The 13,809-nt window shown below is 64.2% G+C and carries 15 protein-coding genes; 5 read left to right on the top strand and 10 right to left on the bottom strand.

Translation table 11 applies throughout. The annotated features are described in order from the left end of the window. Positions 1-13 precede the first annotated feature (13 nt). From ACFFP0_RS06155 to ACFFP0_RS06115, 9 genes are all read right to left on the bottom strand, one after another. Positions 14-841: an ATP-binding cassette domain-containing protein gene (locus ACFFP0_RS06155; protein WP_377257688.1), complete on the bottom strand. Its 828-nt coding sequence runs from the start codon at positions 839-841 to the stop codon at positions 14-16. Continuing rightward, positions 841-1,752, bottom strand: a complete 912-nt coding sequence (locus ACFFP0_RS06150) for an alpha-D-ribose 1-methylphosphonate 5-phosphate C-P-lyase PhnJ (protein WP_377257686.1) — start codon at positions 1,750-1,752, stop codon at positions 841-843. The genes ACFFP0_RS06155 and ACFFP0_RS06150 overlap by 1 nt, the downstream gene beginning before the upstream one ends. After that, positions 1,749-2,849, bottom strand: coding sequence for a carbon-phosphorus lyase complex subunit PhnI (locus tag ACFFP0_RS06145; protein ID WP_377257684.1), 1,101 nt, complete (start codon positions 2,847-2,849; stop codon positions 1,749-1,751). Before ACFFP0_RS06145 ends, ACFFP0_RS06150 begins: the two co-directional genes overlap by 4 nt. Then, complete coding sequence (gene phnH, locus ACFFP0_RS06140) at positions 2,849-3,394, bottom strand: phosphonate C-P lyase system protein PhnH (protein ID WP_377257682.1); 546 nt, start codon at positions 3,392-3,394, stop codon at positions 2,849-2,851. Before phnH ends, ACFFP0_RS06145 begins: the two co-directional genes overlap by 1 nt. 2 nt (positions 3,395-3,396) lie before the next feature. Then, entirely contained in the window at positions 3,397-3,855 is a 459-nt protein-coding gene (gene phnG, locus ACFFP0_RS06135; RefSeq protein WP_377257680.1) for a phosphonate C-P lyase system protein PhnG, read from the bottom strand. A 308-nt stretch (positions 3,856-4,163) separates the two neighbouring features. Beyond that, positions 4,164-4,970, bottom strand: a complete 807-nt coding sequence (locus tag ACFFP0_RS06130; protein ID WP_377257678.1) for a PfkB family carbohydrate kinase — start codon at positions 4,968-4,970, stop codon at positions 4,164-4,166. 9 nt (positions 4,971-4,979) lie between these two features. Further along, complete coding sequence (locus tag ACFFP0_RS06125) at positions 4,980-5,825, bottom strand: carbohydrate ABC transporter permease (RefSeq protein ID WP_377257676.1); 846 nt, start codon at positions 5,823-5,825, stop codon at positions 4,980-4,982. Beyond that, positions 5,822-6,706, bottom strand: coding sequence for a carbohydrate ABC transporter permease (locus ACFFP0_RS06120; RefSeq protein WP_377257674.1), 885 nt, complete (start codon positions 6,704-6,706; stop codon positions 5,822-5,824). The genes ACFFP0_RS06125 and ACFFP0_RS06120 overlap by 4 nt, the downstream gene beginning before the upstream one ends. 13 nt (positions 6,707-6,719) lie before the next feature. Further along, entirely contained in the window at positions 6,720-7,967 is a 1,248-nt protein-coding gene (locus ACFFP0_RS06115; RefSeq protein WP_377257672.1) for an extracellular solute-binding protein, read from the bottom strand. A gap of 230 nt (positions 7,968-8,197) precedes the next feature. Here ACFFP0_RS06115 and phnF point away from each other — a divergent pair, with 230 nt between their 5' ends. Beyond that, positions 8,198-8,956: a phosphonate metabolism transcriptional regulator PhnF gene (phnF, locus tag ACFFP0_RS06110; protein ID WP_377257670.1), complete on the top strand. Its 759-nt coding sequence runs from the start codon at positions 8,198-8,200 to the stop codon at positions 8,954-8,956. 233 nt (positions 8,957-9,189) lie between these two features. Continuing rightward, complete coding sequence (locus ACFFP0_RS06105; RefSeq protein ID WP_377257668.1) at positions 9,190-9,795, top strand: LysE family translocator; 606 nt, start codon at positions 9,190-9,192, stop codon at positions 9,793-9,795. Between the two features lie 138 nt (positions 9,796-9,933). Here the strand turns inward: ACFFP0_RS06105 and ACFFP0_RS06100 are convergent, their stop codons facing one another. After that, positions 9,934-10,941 (bottom strand): nitroreductase family protein, encoded by a 1,008-nt coding sequence (locus ACFFP0_RS06100; protein WP_377257666.1) that lies wholly within the window; start codon positions 10,939-10,941, stop codon positions 9,934-9,936. Between the two features lie 322 nt (positions 10,942-11,263). Between ACFFP0_RS06100 and ACFFP0_RS06095 the strand changes: the two genes are divergently transcribed. From ACFFP0_RS06095 to ACFFP0_RS06085, 3 genes are read left to right on the top strand one after another with little or no spacing between them, the layout of a single operon-like run. Continuing rightward, complete coding sequence (locus ACFFP0_RS06095; RefSeq protein WP_377257664.1) at positions 11,264-12,037, top strand: aspartate/glutamate racemase family protein; 774 nt, start codon at positions 11,264-11,266, stop codon at positions 12,035-12,037. Positions 12,038-12,057: 20 nt separating this feature from the next. Next, a complete protein-coding gene (locus ACFFP0_RS06090) occupies positions 12,058-12,987 on the top strand; it encodes an ABC transporter permease (RefSeq protein WP_377257662.1) in 930 nt (309 codons plus the stop codon). After that, positions 12,987-13,790, top strand: coding sequence for an ABC transporter permease (locus ACFFP0_RS06085; RefSeq protein ID WP_377257660.1), 804 nt, complete (start codon positions 12,987-12,989; stop codon positions 13,788-13,790). Before ACFFP0_RS06090 ends, ACFFP0_RS06085 begins: the two co-directional genes overlap by 1 nt. The last annotated feature ends 19 nt before the right edge of the window (positions 13,791-13,809 follow it).

Genomic DNA, 13,809 nt, shown 5'->3' with positions numbered 1-13,809 from the left:
GTCGCATCTTCCTTCAGAGCTTGGCGTGAACGAGCTGCTGGGTATACTCGTGCTGCGGGTCCTGGAATATCTGGTCCGCAAGCCCCTGTTCGACCACCTCGCCCCGGCGCATGACCATAACCCGGTCGGCCATCGTGCGTATGACACCGAGATCGTGCGAGACGAGCACCATGGTGATCTTGCGGTCGCGCTGCAGCCGTTTCAGCGTGTCGAGCACCAGCGCCTGGACACTGACGTCGAGCCCCGTCGTCGGCTCGTCGAGAAGCAGCACGGCGGGTTCGAGGGCGATCGCCTTGGCGAGCTGGACGCGCTGCTGCATGCCGCCGGAAAGCTCCCGCGGCCGGGCGTCCATGCGCTCGATCGGGAATTCCGAGGCGTCGAGCGATTCCCGGGCGCGGGCGCGCAGTTCGGCGAAATTGCGCTTTCCGGCGATCAGCAGGCGCTCGGCGACGTTGCCGCTGCTGGTGTGGTTCATCAGCAGGCCGAGATGCGGGTTCTGGTAGACGATGCCGATGTGGCGGGCTCGCAGCATGCGCCGCTCGAACCGGTCGAGCGTAAAGAGGTTCTGGTCCTCGTGGCCCGGAAGCGCCAGATGGTAGGTGCCGGCATCCGGCGTGTCCTCCAGGTTCATCATCCTCAGCAGCGTGGATTTGCCCGAGCCGGACTCTCCGACGACGCCGAGCACCTCACCCGGATAGACGGTGACGTCGACGCCGGCGAGCGCCTTGACGTTGCCGAAGCTGCGGGCGATGCCGCGCATCGTCAGGATCGGCTCGGCCAGCATCAGCCGGGGCGGTTCGAGTTTCAGGCTTGCCGAGCTTGCAAGGTTCACGCCGGCCATCAGTCCATCCTTCCATTCTTGTACCAGGTTTCGCCGATCTCGACCGCTTCGCCTTCGGCATTGCGGATGCTCTTGATGCCGAAATGGCTGTCGGAGAGTTCGAATTTCGAGGAACCGTCGTCCTGAGGCAGTTCGTTCATGAAGAAGCCCGTGACCTGGCTGCGATAGCAGGTCTTGTCCTGGTGGTCCTCGACCCGGTAGGGCACGTCGTCGAAGACCAGCGGCTCGACGCTGGTATAGGGTGGCACGGCGAAGATGCGTTTCTCGCGGCCGGCCGAAAGGATCGTCAGGTGAGCGGCCTGGTCGAGCTTCGGCACGTCCCAGCGCGGGATAGGCGAGGGCGTCATCACATGCCGGCCGTTGACCATGCTCGGATAGCTCGATCCCTGCATGATCCGTCCGGATTTGACGAGCTGTTCGTAGAGGATCAGCCAGAGCTGGCCGTAGTCGGCGTCGCCATGCATCTCGCGGGCGACCGACATGTCCGGCTGCACGGGCCGCAGCGGTTCGGGATTGGGCACCTGCAGCACGAGGACCTGGTCCTCGCGTAGTTTTTCCTCCGGGATGCGGTGGCGCGACTGGATGATCGTCGCCTCCATCGTGTCCTCGGTCTCGACAGCGCCGCCGACGCGGCCGACGAACTTGCGGATGCTGCTGGCATTGACGGAATCGTCGGCGCCCTGGTCGATGACCTTGACCACCGACGTGGGTTTCAGGAGCGTCAGCGTCACCTGCAGGCCGCCGGTCCCCCAGCCGCGTGCGATCGGCACTTCGCGGCTGGCATAGGGCACCTGGTAGCCCGGCACGGCGATGGCTTTCAGAATGCGGCGGCGCAGTTCGCGCTTGGCCGATTCATCGAGAAAGGCGTAGTTGAATGCGGTCCATGGCTTGGTCAGCTCCTGAAGTTTCACAGCGCCACCTCGTCTTCTTCCTCTTCGGGTTGATCTTCCTCGGCGACCCCGACGGCGACTGAAACCGCCTGCCCGTCCGCCTTCACGCGCCGCAGCGCATCGAGGCTCGACTGGAAGGTGACATAGTGGGGAAGCTTGAAATGGATGCAGAAGCCGGAACTCTCGACCGGCTCGGTGTGGTAGAGCACGAATTCCTCGTTCGAGGCCGGATGCGGGTTCGGCTGGTTGGAGGCGAGATCGAGCGTCGCGGCGGCGATCACCTTCACCTCGTTCCAGCCGAAGGTGGCGGAAAAACCGAGCTCCAGTTCTCTTGCCTTGGAGATGACCTCCGTCTGGCTGACGCGGACGCGGCCGGCGCTGAAGACCGTGCCGCGCGGATGGCGCAGGCGCACCGGCGCTTCGGCAAGCCGCAGCTCGTTGACGGTCGGGTGCACCGAGCCGTAACCGCGCATGGTGGAATAACCGAGCGCCAGCGTGCCGCCGGTGTCGGCGCGGGCGAGGCTCTGCAGCTTGTGCGCGCGGCTTGCGGGGAAGAGTAGCGGCTCGCGCGTCAGGTCCGGAATGTCGTCCGGCGCCACCGTCTCGGCCGGATAGTCCCCGATAAGCCCCTGCGCCTTCTGCCATGTGGCAAGCGAAGGCTGGGTCGCCGGCGCCGGTTCGGCGGCGGGAGTGACGGGTTCGGGCGTATAATCCTCACCCTTCAGCACACCGACCTGCAGCAGGCGGTGGGAATAATCGAGCGTCGGCCCGAGGATCTGGCCGCCCGGAATGTCCTTGAAGGCGGCGGAGATGCGGCGGACCGTGAACAGGTCCGTCTGGTTCACCGGTTCGGCGATCGCAAGGCGCGGCTGCGTCGTGCGATAGGCGCGCAGAAGCAGCACGGCCTCGTAGAGATCGCCGCCGGCCTGGGCCAAGGCGAGGGCGGCCAGGTCCGGTTCATAGAGCGATGCCTCGCCCATGATGCGATCGACCAGATAGGGGAGGCCGGTGCGTACCGCCTCGACCCGTTCGCGGCTGACCGTCCCGAGATCGTCGCGGAAGAGCCTCTCGGCCTGTTCGATGGCGTGTTCGCCGCCACGGGTTGCCACGTAGGCCATCAGAGCACCTCGATTTTCGTGGAACGGGGAATGCCGATCAGCCGGTCGCCGTCGACGAGATAGAGGTCCCAGCCGAGCGGATAGCGGATCGCCCTTTCGCGCATCGGCCAGAAGAGGGGATCGACGCCGCCGATTTCGACCGTCACCGTGTCCTTTATGCCGGGTCCGGAAAGCCGCAATGCCTGTCCCGAGCCGATCCTGGCTGGCGCGAAGAGCGTGGCGGCTTCGTCCGGATAGGCAAGCGTGCCGATGCGCAGCGTCGAAAGTGCGCTCACATCCGCCGGCGAACCGAGCGGCGCGAAAACGTAGTCGGCCTTGTCGAGCGATACGGGCTGAGCGCCGGTCTGGGCGAGCCTGCCAGCAAGCGCGGCATCGTCCCTGACATGGAAGCGGCATTCCCGGTCGATCAGGCTTTCGGCAAGCGCGGCAAAACCGGCGAAGGGCAGGGGCCTTGCAAGGCCGGGGCGGGCGAGCGCCCACATCAGTTCTTCGAAGGTTGCGTTGGTGCGGCTGTCATCCGCCGTAGGGAGAAGTGAAAGTGCCATGATCAGAAGGTTTCCATCTGGACGCGGGTGGCCTCGACCTTTTTCAGCCGTTCCCGCTCGCTTTCCTGTTGGCGGCGTTGTTCGGCGTCGAGAAATTCGAGAATGAACCCGGCCTCGTGTCCCGCCGCGATCGCGGCGTCGATGACGGCCATCGCCATGGCGTGTTCGAGGTCGCGGCCGGTCACGGCGCCATATCCTTCGACCTGGCGGCCCGGCACCCGGACATGCGCTTCCGCGACCAGGACCTCGCCGAGATGGAAAGCCGTGTTGCGCACCGTGTCCATGAACGGCAGCATGGCGAGCCCGGTGCGGTTGGCGAGAACCGAGACGTCGCCGAGATCGTCCAGAACCTTCTCGGCGCAAGCCTTGATCGCGTCAGGCCGGCTGGCGGCGAGAATGCCGAGGGCCTGCGCGTGAGCGTAGCCTCCGATGACCGGATCGCCGGTCGCTGTCTGGGTCATTGCCCTTCCTTTCCTGGAATTCCGCTCCGGCCGGATTTCCGCCGGACGTGCCGTGGTGATGGATGATGTGCCATTGGCCCAAGCCCGGGACATCCGCCGGTGTATCGGGAAGCTTAATCATCCGAACTTATTTATATTCATTCGGATGAATTCGTCCATAGCAAAACTGGATGACAGTTATGTGTAATCGCCGACTGTTTCGGTGATGCGCATCGGATCTGGCGCGCAGGGGACGATAGAGTTCATGGAATCTGTCTTAAGAAGACCGCTTCCGATCTTCCGCCTGCGGTCCTTGTGCAGGTGCGGCCTCAGCGGGGAAGCTGTCCGCGCAGCCAGTCCGCGATGATTTGGCTTGCTTCGGCCGCCGCCGTTGCCGCATCCCGGCCGGAAAGCAGCGAAAAGAGGAAGGCGCCGCTGAAACGGTCGCCCGCACCGATCGTGCTGACGCCCCGGACCGCCTGCGCCGGTTCGACCTGGATCGACCGGACGCCGTCATAAAGGGTGATGCTGCGCGGCCCGTCGGTCAGGACCAGCATCTTGAGGCGGGAGCCGGCGAGATCGACCGCCCGGCGCCACACACCCGCCGGTTCTTCGTCCGCGTCGTCTCTCGACGTGACGATATAATCGGCCGGCCGTGGCGTGGCCGGCCCAAGCGGCAATTGCGAGACCACGAGGGGAATATCGTCGAGCTTGGCGACAAGCGGCTCTTCGAGCAGAAGGACGTTGAGATAGGCGGCATCGCCCTTCAGCGCCTCGTTTATCGAAAGCGCTACGTGCCTTCTGTCCGAAGGCGCCAGGATCGTCCTTTCGCCGCTGGGTTCCAGGAGGATTTCCAGCGGCATCGTGTCTCCGGGCCGCATGGCCACATGACGCGTGTCGAACCCCATCCGATCGAGCGTATCCATAGCCGCCAGGCCCTGCTCGTCCCGCATCAGGCCCGTGACGAGCGCCACGTCCGCCCCCAGGTCCAGAAGCTGGCGGCCGGTGTGGAAGCCGCCACCGCCGAGATGGGTTTCGCGGGTGGAAAAACGCAGCCGTCCACCCGGACGCAGCGAATTTTCGAGGTGCCAGATACGGTCGTGATTGACCGAGCCGATGACGATGACGCGATGCATTCCGGATGCCTATCTTTCGTCGAGCCCGGGGGCGAGCGCATCGACGATGAAACGCTGTGCGGCCAGGAATATGACGAGGACGGGCACGATCGACAATAGGCTGGTCGCCATCAATGGTCCCCAGACCCGTTCCGTCCCCTCCAGATCGGCAAAGGTGGCTATTCCCGTGGTGAGGGTTTTCTTGAAACTGTCCTCGAGGACGAGCTGGCCCCACAGGTAGATGTTCCAGGCCCCCATGAAGGAGATGACCGACAGGGCGGCAATCGCGGGAATGACGTTCGGAATGCCGATTTCCAGAAGCTGCCGCCACAGGCTGGAGCCATCGATCCGCGCCGCCTCGAACATCGACGCGGGCAGCGAACGGAATGCCTGCCGCATGTAGAAGACATAGAAGCCGACATATGGGATCGAAGGGATGACCATGGCCCCGTAGGTATCGAAGGCCTGCATCTTCACCACCGCTATGTAGGTCGGGATGATCGCGAGGACGGTCGGAAACGACATGGTCGCGATCACGAACCAGAAAAGCGTCTGCCGTCCCGGAAACTCCATCCGGCCGAAGGCAAAACCCGCCGGAACGGCCAGGAGCAGCTTTCCGGCCGTGATCAGGGTCGCGGTCAGGATGGAGTTCCAGAGCCATATCCAGATCGGATGGCGGCCGGCGGCGATCGAGAAATTCGAAAGCGTCGGGTTCTCCGGCCACAGGCGGACGGCCTTGGCGGTGATGATCTCATTGGGCGTGAACGCCGAGGAGACCATCCAGACGAGCGGGAACACGGTCGCGATGCTGATGACGAGAAGGACACCGTGGATCAGCAGGCGATCGAACGAGAGACGGGACGAGACGGCATTCATCCGTAATGCACCTTTTTTTCGCCGACGCGGAACTGCAGCCAGGTGACCGCGAGCACGGCGACGATGATGATGACGGCGACGGCGCTCGCCGGTCCGAACTGGAAGAACTGCAAGCCCTGCTGCCAGAGGAAATAGAGCAGGCTGGAGCTTCGCCCGGCCGGGCCGCCATGGGTGAGCACGTCGATGACGCCGACGATATCGTCGAGGACATGGAAGAATGTCGTGACGCTGATGAAAAAGGCGGTCGGGGTCATGAGCGGCAGGCTGATCGTGAAGAAGTGCCGCCGGGCGGTTGCGCCGTCGAGCTGAGAGGCCTCGCGCAGCTCATGGGGAAGATTGGCGAGCGCGGCGAGCCAGAGAAGCATGTTCAATCCGAACGTCTTCCAGAAGGTGACCAGAGACACGCAGAGCAGGGCGAGATCCGGGTCCGTGTGCCAGCGGGACTTCGGAAAACCGAGGAACCCGAAAATCTCGTTGAACAGGCCGTTGACCGGGTTGAGCAGCCACGACCACGCCACGCCCGCCACCGAATAGGCGATGATCGTCGGCAGGAACAGGCTGCCGCGATAGAAACCCTGCATCGGAGTGCGCCGCACCGCATGGATCATGAGCGCCAGGATCAGCGGCACGATGATCTGGGCGGGAATGAGGATCGCGCAATAGAGCACCGTATTCCAGGCGGAGGTCCTGAAATCGACATTGCCGACGACGGCTGCATAATTGTCGAGCCCGACGAAGCGGACGTCGGAGGAAAGGAGATTCCAGTCGAGCACCGAAAGAAACGCCGAGGCGACAAGCGGGCCGTAGAGGAAAATCGCGACGGAAAGCACGGCCGGCCCCACGAGGAGATATGGGGCCAGCATCCTGAGGCGTAAAGCCATGTAATTCACCCGATTATGCTGAAACCAGCGTTTCCAGCTCCCCGTGGGCACCCTTCATGCCCTCGGCCACCGTCACTTCCTTCAGCAGCATGCGGGAAACCCATTTGCGCCAGACGTCCTGGCCTTCCAGGCCGCGCTTGCCGGGCCAGATGGTTTCCGCCGTCAGGCCGTCCGTAAGCTGGCCGGCTGCGGGCTTCATGAAGTCGTTGATCAGCGGAACGTCGTGGATCGAGGTGTTGAGATAACCGACTTCCGACCAGATCGTCTGGCCTTCCCTGGAAGCGCAGAATTCGAGGAAGGCGAGCGAGGCTTCGGCCTGTTCCTTGTTGCGGGTGTAGATGGCGAGGAAGTTGCCGCCGCTGTTCATCTTGCGCGGATGCCCGGCAAGGCCCGGGAATTTGGCGGTGATCGCCTTCGCCCCGCCGAAGGGGAAGGTCGTGGCGCGCGTCGAGCTCGTCGTGCAGATCGCGAGCGCGGCCGATTCGAAGGCGGCGTCCTGGTCCTTGGCGCTGACGGGAAACCAGAGCCCTTCATGCGCCGGCGCGCAATATTCCGTCATGCCGGCAACTGCTTCGGGGCTGTTCAGGGCCAGCCTGCCATCCGGATCGATGATGTATCCGCCGGCATTCTGGATGAACGACTGGCTCGTCCATTCGTTGTTGGAAAGCGCCAGCGCCGAACGATAGGTCGGGTGCTTGCCCTTCAGCGCGGCGTCCAGTTTGCGGGCATTGTCGTAGAGCCATTTCGCATCCGGATTTTCCGGCAGGTTCGGATCGAGCCCGGCTTCCTGCCACAGCACGCTGTTGATGAAGGTGATCGGCGTCGACATGGCCCAGGGAAGGCCGATCAGGGAGCCGTCGATGGTGACGAGCGGCAGCACGGAGGGACGGAAATTGGCGAGGATCGCCTCCGCCCTGGCGGCGTCGATTTCCCTGAGGTCCCGCGCGCCGAGCGTCCGCTTGGCGAAATAGCCGAACTTCCAGCCGGTGATCATCATCGCCGGCGGGCGGCCTGCGGCCACGCTCGCCACGGCCTTGGCCGTCGCCGACTCGTAGGTGCCGTCGAAACGGTTGGTCACCGTCACGCCGAGCTTCTTGGCGTTGAATGCGTCGACCACCTTCTGGAAAGGCTTGTCGGGACCCCATGTGCTGGAAATTTCGATTGCGGCGTCGGCGGAACGTGCGGGCGAGGCCGCCATCATGCCTGCGCCCGTTGCTGCAGCGACTCCGGCCATGAAGCTCCGGCGGCTGATCTCGATCATTCTTCACTCCAATTCGTTCGGATTTATTCCAAAACATCCGAATATTGCTATAGTGGCGATCGATGACAGTCGTATGAAGTCGCCGGCTCAGGTTCCGGGCTTTTTCCCTTCTATCGCATTTCCTATACGCGGGAATGACAATAGAGTGAGCGGCGCGTGCGATTGCAACCTGTCGTGCGGAACGGTATCGACATTCGGACGACATGGGCGGAATGGAGCGGAAGAGAGAGATGGACAAGAAATCGTCGCATGGGCAATGGCAGCAGGTCGAAGAGGATATCGCGGAGGACATCCTGACCGGCCGGCTTTCCCCCATGACCCAGCTTCCGAAGGAGGCTGACCTGATGGAACGGTTCGGCGTCGGCCGCCATACGATCAGGAGAGCCATTTCCAGCCTCGAGAACCGCGGGCTTGTACAGGTGGAGCAAGGCAGAGGCACATTTGTGCGCGACGGACGCCTCGACTACCGCATTTCCGAGCGCACCCGGTTTTCGCAAAATCTGCTCGATCAGGGCCGGGAGCCTTTGGGGCAGGCGGTGCGTGAAGAGGAAGTGCCCGCCTCCGCCGCCGTCGCCGAGGCGCTTCGCCTGCCGCGGGGCGAGCCGGTGTACCATATCGTCCGGCGCGGCTTTGCCGACGACGAGCCGGTCAGCTTTTCGGATGCCTATTATCCCGTCCGCCGCTTTCCCGGCTTCGACAAGGCGCGGCTCAGCGGGCGCAGCGTCAGCCTGATCCTCGCCGAATACGGCGTCCCCGACTACATCCGCCTGCGGACCGACATCCTGACGCGGATGCCGACGCCGGAGGAGGCGCGCCAGCTTGGCCAGGGCATGTCCCAGCCGGTCATCATTTCAAAGAAGGTCGACGTCGACATGAAGGGAACCCCCATCGCCTATTCCGAAACCGTGTGGGCGGGCGAACGCATACAGTTCTCGGTCGACAATACCAGCCAGCTTCTCGACGTGCTCGCGAAGGGCAAGGAGACCTGAAGGCTGCTACCGCCGGGATCGTCAAGCGACTGCCTCAGGCGAAGGCGGCACATGGGCGTGGGGCACCGCAAGCCATTTGCGCCGGCGAAGGCCGCCGGTCACGGGAACCGTCATATTTCGCGTGACATTCCTGCATCGAAGCATTCTGCTGGTCCCGGGCATCACGATTTGAGGGGAGCGCCGCCTTGGAGTTTGTTCCTAACCTTCTGACACTTGCCGGGATGCATATCCTGATGGCGATGCTTCCGGGGCCTAATACGGTGGTCGTGAGCTGGCTTTCCGCGACGCGGTCCCGGCACCACGGCCTTCTTGCCGTCGGCGGCGTGGTACTGGCCTCGCTGATCTGGGTGGCTTTCGCATTGTGGGGGGTGGGGGCCGTGCTGTTCGAGGCGGGCTGGCTCTATCGCCTGTTGCGGCTGCTCGGCGCAGCCTATCTGGTCTATATCGGGTTCAGGATGATCCGCGCCGGATTGCAGCCCAAAAGCGTGGAGGCGTCTGTTGCGCCGCCGCGCGGGGCATATCAAAACCCGTTTGCCGTGGGGCTGATGACGACCCTCAGCAATCCCAAATCTGCGGTGTTCTGGACGAGCGCCTTCCTCGTGGCCGTTCCGCCGCATGCTCCGGCATGGGTCTATGCCGCGATCCTCGCCATCATCGCCGCGCAGTCGTCACTGTGGTATGGCGGCGTCGCGATGTTTTTCTCCACGGGATTTGCGCGGCAGCAGTATCTGCGTCTGGCGCGGCGGCTCGACATGCTGGCGGGCGGCATCATGGTTGCCCTCGGCCTCAAGCTGGCCGATGAAGTGCGGCGGGAACTGGTGGTCCGGACGGCATCGTGAAACCCCGGCGCAGTTCCTCTCTCCGGCGCTTCGCGGATCGAGCGCCGGTCCGTTGCGGTCACGCATATCCGGCATTGAATTGAGCGCGGTCTCTTCGCCGCGAAAAGGAGCGGGAGTTACGGCGGATCGGCCTCGTTGCTACGAAAGCGGCGGTTCATGGATGAGAACCTGCGATATCGGCTTGCGCCGCGAGACCGGAACGCGGAACCTCTCCATCATGTGGCCGAAGCCGATGAGGGTGATGACGATCTGCGTATCGTCCAGTCCCAGCAGCTTCCGCAAGCGGCGGTCCTCGTTCATGTCGGCGCTCCAGTTCAGCATGCAGGCGCCGAGCCCCTCGGCATGCAGGCCGAGCGCCAGCGTCATGGCGAACATGCCGCCATCCACCCAGCCCTGATTCCGTTCCCCGATCGTGTTCCAGTTGCGCAGATCCACCACGACGACGAACACGCCGCCGAGCTGATCTCCGAAACCGCGATTGCCGTTGTGATGGGAAAGCACGCGCGCAACCGAGGCCCTGTCGGTGAAGGCAAGGACCTTCGCCGTCTGCCGGTTGCAGCTCGATGGCGATTGCTGGGCCGCGGCCACGGCCCTCTCGATCTTCTCCCGTTCCACCGGCCGCGCGCGGTCGTATTGCCTCACGCTGTGGCGGGCGCCCATGAAGCGGGCGAAGTCGATGGAAGCGGCGGCACGGATGGCCTCGGCGGTCACTTCCTCGCTGCCGGCGGCGCAAGGTGCCCCGGCGGCGTCGATGCGGAGCAGCCCGTCGAGCAGCGATCGGGCCTCGGAGACATCCGCGCCCTGTCCGGCATTGTAGTCGATATAGGCGGAAAGGACGCCGATCCCGTTGTCGGTCGTCGCGTCGCGCCGATAGGCGGTGAGATAATGCGATAGCTCGCCGGCGAGAACCCTGACCTTGTCCATGCCGAAGCCGGCGCGCGGATCGGAGAGCGCCAGGCCGTATTCCAGCATGTGCGAAAGCAGGCGGATGTGCGCTTCCAGATTCTCGCGGCTGCGCACGCCGTCGATGAAGCTGGATGCCCGGTAGCGGCGGAAATCGTAGAGGGAGTTCCGGGCGAGCCGGAGAAGGGATTTCAGGCGGGCGAATGTGCCGGCGGCAGCCGGGGCGGCCTTGGCGACAGGCATGGGCGGCTCCTTGTCCGGATCGACCGAAGGGTTTGCGCTTGGTTCCTTCAGCATTGGCCGGGCGCCCCGCGGCTTGTCAAACGGTGCCCCGATGGCGTCATTGCCGGTCAGGAGCACGGGTTTTCTGGCAAATATTTCATCAACACATTGCATTGCCTTTCTTTTGCGCAACACTCCCTCCCTAAAAGGATAGGTTTGAGGCGGGTCCCGTGACAAAGCTACCCATCCGAAAGAGGGCCGACCCTACTCGCTTCCGGCTCTTCCATGCGGGGCCGAGCTGCGACACGGTGAGCCGTCAGAGAATGCAAATGGAGGCATTGCCGTGCAGGATAGCACCGTTCACGTCCGCGTCGTCTCTCCGATCGTCACCCGGGGCTTTCGCAAGCTTGCCGACCTGAAGGCGCTTGAATATCCGGGTGTCACGCTGTCGCATGCCGAGATCGGGACCGGCCCCGGCTCGATCGAGAGCGAGTTCGAGGCCGCCGTGTCGGTGCCGGGCACGCTTGCCGAGGTGCTGCGGGCCGAGCGCGAGGGCGTCGACGCGGTGGTGATCGACTGCATGGGCGACCCCGGCCTGAGGCCGGCCCGCGAGATCGCGGGCATTGCCGTCCTCGGCCCCTGCCAGACCGGCATGCATGTCGCCGCCATGCTCGGACACAAGTTTTCGATCATCACCGTCATGCGGCGCCTGAAGCCGTCCTTCGAGAACACGGCCGCGCTTTGCGGCCTCTCCACCAAGCTCGCCTCGGTGCGCAGCGTCGATATTCCCGTCCTGGAACTGGAGGAGGATCTCTCCGTCACGACGCGGCGGCTCGTCGAGGAAGGCCGCAGGGCCGTGGAGGAAGATGGCGCCGAAGCGCTCGTCTTCGGCTGCACGGGCCTGATGGGCTGCGCCGGCGCGTTGCGCGAAGGCCTGCTTGCCGAGGGCATCGACGTGCCGGTGATCGATCCCATCCCGACCGCCGTCTCGATTGCCGCCGCGCTCGTCCGGGTCGGTCTGTCGCAGAGCAGGACCACTTTTCCGGCGCCTCCGCAGAAGCAACTGGTCGGTTACGACGAGCTGCGCGCGGCGGCCCTGCCGGCGGCCGCAGAGTAGAAGCGGGCGGGGCGGACGGCATGGCGGCGACCACGACGACCGGCACGGCAGACGAGGGCACGGCAATGCGGCGCACAGGGCTCTTCAGAGCCGTCTCGGCAGGGCCTGCCTTCTGGTGGCTGGTCCTGCCCGCGTTCCTGTTCTTCCTGGTGTTCTTCGTCGTTCCGACCGTCTCGCTCTTCGCGCTGGCCTTCAACAAATCCGTTGCCGGGGTGATCAGCCTGTCGAGCGCGGTGACCTTCGACAACTTCGTACGCATCTTCACCCGATCGATATATTACGAGTCGATCCTGCGCTCGATCGGCATTGCGGCGGCGGTTTCGTTCATCTGCCTCGTTTTCGGCTATCCGCTGGCCTATGTCATCGCTAAGACGACGAATCCGGGGCGCAACACGCTGTTGATGATCCTCGTCCTCTCCTCCATGCAGCTCGACATGGTCATCCGGCTCTACGGACTGATGGTGCTGCTCGGCGACAACGGCCTGATCAACGCCACGCTTCTGAGGTTCGGCATCATCTCCGCGCCGCTGCCCCTGATGTACAACGTCTTCGGCGTCATCGTCGGCCTGGTGCAGATCACGCTGCCATTCATGATCCTGTCGCTGATCGGCGTGATCAAGTCGATCCATCCGTCGCTCGAAGAGGCTGCCCGCTCGCTCGGCGCCTCGCGCGCCAAGGCGTTCTTCTCGGTGGTCCTGCCGCTTTCCATGCCCGGCGTGCTGGCCGGCACCCTGCTTGTCTTCGCGCTCGCCATCTCGTCCTACGTGGTGCCGGCGCTGATGGGGGGCTGGAAGGTGATGGTCATGCCCATCCATATCTACCAGCAGGTCGCCGAGACCGGCCGCTGGCAGTTCGGCGCGGCGATCGCCGTCGTCCTCTTCCTCACCAGCCTCATGGCGATCGCCGTCTATCATCGTGCCGCCATGCGCACCACCGGGGGGCGTAGCTGATGCGCGACGAATCTCCGATCCCGCTGATCTTCAAGGCGATTTCCGTGATCACCCTGGCGATGCTGCTCATCCCCGTGGTCATCGTGGTGCTGGCCGGGCTCAATGCGGGCGATTATCTCACGTTTCCTCCCCAGGGTCTGTCGCTGCGTTGGGTGATCTCCTTCCTCACGTCGCCGACCTTCCTGTCGGCCTACGGAATTTCTTTCCTGGTCGCGGCCATCTCGACGGTGATCTCGACCGTCATCGGCACCATGGCGGCGCTTTTCCTGACCCGCGCCGGTGGACGTATCGCCGCGGTGCTGCGGGCGTTCTTCATGATGCCGATCGTGCTGCCCGGCGTCGTGCTGGGGCTGGCGCTCTATGTGTTTTATGTGTCGAGCGGCATCGGGCTTGCTCGGTCGCTGGCCGGGCTGGTCATCGGCCATGTGATCGTCACATGCCCTTTCGTGATCGCGACCGTCACCGCCGCGCTGGTGGGGTTCGACCGCAGCCTGGAGGAGGCGGCCCGTTCGCTCGGGGCCTCGCCGTTCGCCGCCTTCCGCCTCGTGACGCTGAAGATCATCTCGCCGGCCATTTCGGCGGGCACGATCTTCGCCTTCATCATCTCCTTCGGCCAGTTCGAGGTGACGCTGTTCCTCTCGACGCCGAACCTCCAGACGCTGCCGATGGCCATGTATGTGGCGCTTCGCTACTCCTTCGAGCCCACCGCGGCGGCGGCGGGGATTTTCGCGATCGTCCTCGTCGTCATCTCCATGGTGGCGACATCGAGGCTGGTCAACCTGAAACGCATCTTCGGCGGCTGAGGACCCGCCCGGAACAACG

It is taken from the genome of Neorhizobium puerariae, assembly GCF_042429745.1.
GTDB classification, from domain to species: Bacteria; Pseudomonadota; Alphaproteobacteria; order Rhizobiales; family Rhizobiaceae; genus Neorhizobium; species Neorhizobium puerariae.
This window is presented reverse-complemented; position numbering and strand designations above follow the sequence as displayed.

Bases quoted from the DNA above. Each gene is read 5' to 3' on its own strand.
- ACFFP0_RS06105 (WP_377257668.1), top strand. From the start codon at position 9,190: ATGGCGATGCTTCCGGGGCCTAATACGGTGGTCGTGAGCTGGCTTTCC.
- ACFFP0_RS06155 (WP_377257688.1), bottom strand. From the start codon at position 841: ATGGCCGGCGTGAACCTTGCAAGCTCGGCAAGCCTGAAACTCGAACCG.
- ACFFP0_RS06125 (WP_377257676.1), bottom strand. From the start codon at position 5,825: ATGAATGCCGTCTCGTCCCGTCTCTCGTTCGATCGCCTGCTGATCCAC.
- phnH (WP_377257682.1), bottom strand. From the start codon at position 3,394: ATGGCACTTTCACTTCTCCCTACGGCGGATGACAGCCGCACCAACGCA.
- ACFFP0_RS06130 (WP_377257678.1), bottom strand. From the start codon at position 4,970: ATGCATCGCGTCATCGTCATCGGCTCGGTCAATCACGACCGTATCTGG.
- ACFFP0_RS06115 (WP_377257672.1), bottom strand. From the start codon at position 7,967: ATGATCGAGATCAGCCGCCGGAGCTTCATGGCCGGAGTCGCTGCAGCA.
- ACFFP0_RS06145 (WP_377257684.1), bottom strand. From the start codon at position 2,849: ATGGCCTACGTGGCAACCCGTGGCGGCGAACACGCCATCGAACAGGCC.
- ACFFP0_RS06100 (WP_377257666.1), bottom strand. From the start codon at position 10,941: ATGCCTGTCGCCAAGGCCGCCCCGGCTGCCGCCGGCACATTCGCCCGC.
- ACFFP0_RS06120 (WP_377257674.1), bottom strand. From the start codon at position 6,706: ATGGCTTTACGCCTCAGGATGCTGGCCCCATATCTCCTCGTGGGGCCG.
- ACFFP0_RS06090 (WP_377257662.1), top strand. From the start codon at position 12,058: ATGGCGGCGACCACGACGACCGGCACGGCAGACGAGGGCACGGCAATG.
- ACFFP0_RS06085 (WP_377257660.1), top strand. From the start codon at position 12,987: ATGCGCGACGAATCTCCGATCCCGCTGATCTTCAAGGCGATTTCCGTG.
- phnF (WP_377257670.1), top strand. From the start codon at position 8,198: ATGGACAAGAAATCGTCGCATGGGCAATGGCAGCAGGTCGAAGAGGAT.
- phnG (WP_377257680.1), bottom strand. From the start codon at position 3,855: ATGACCCAGACAGCGACCGGCGATCCGGTCATCGGAGGCTACGCTCAC.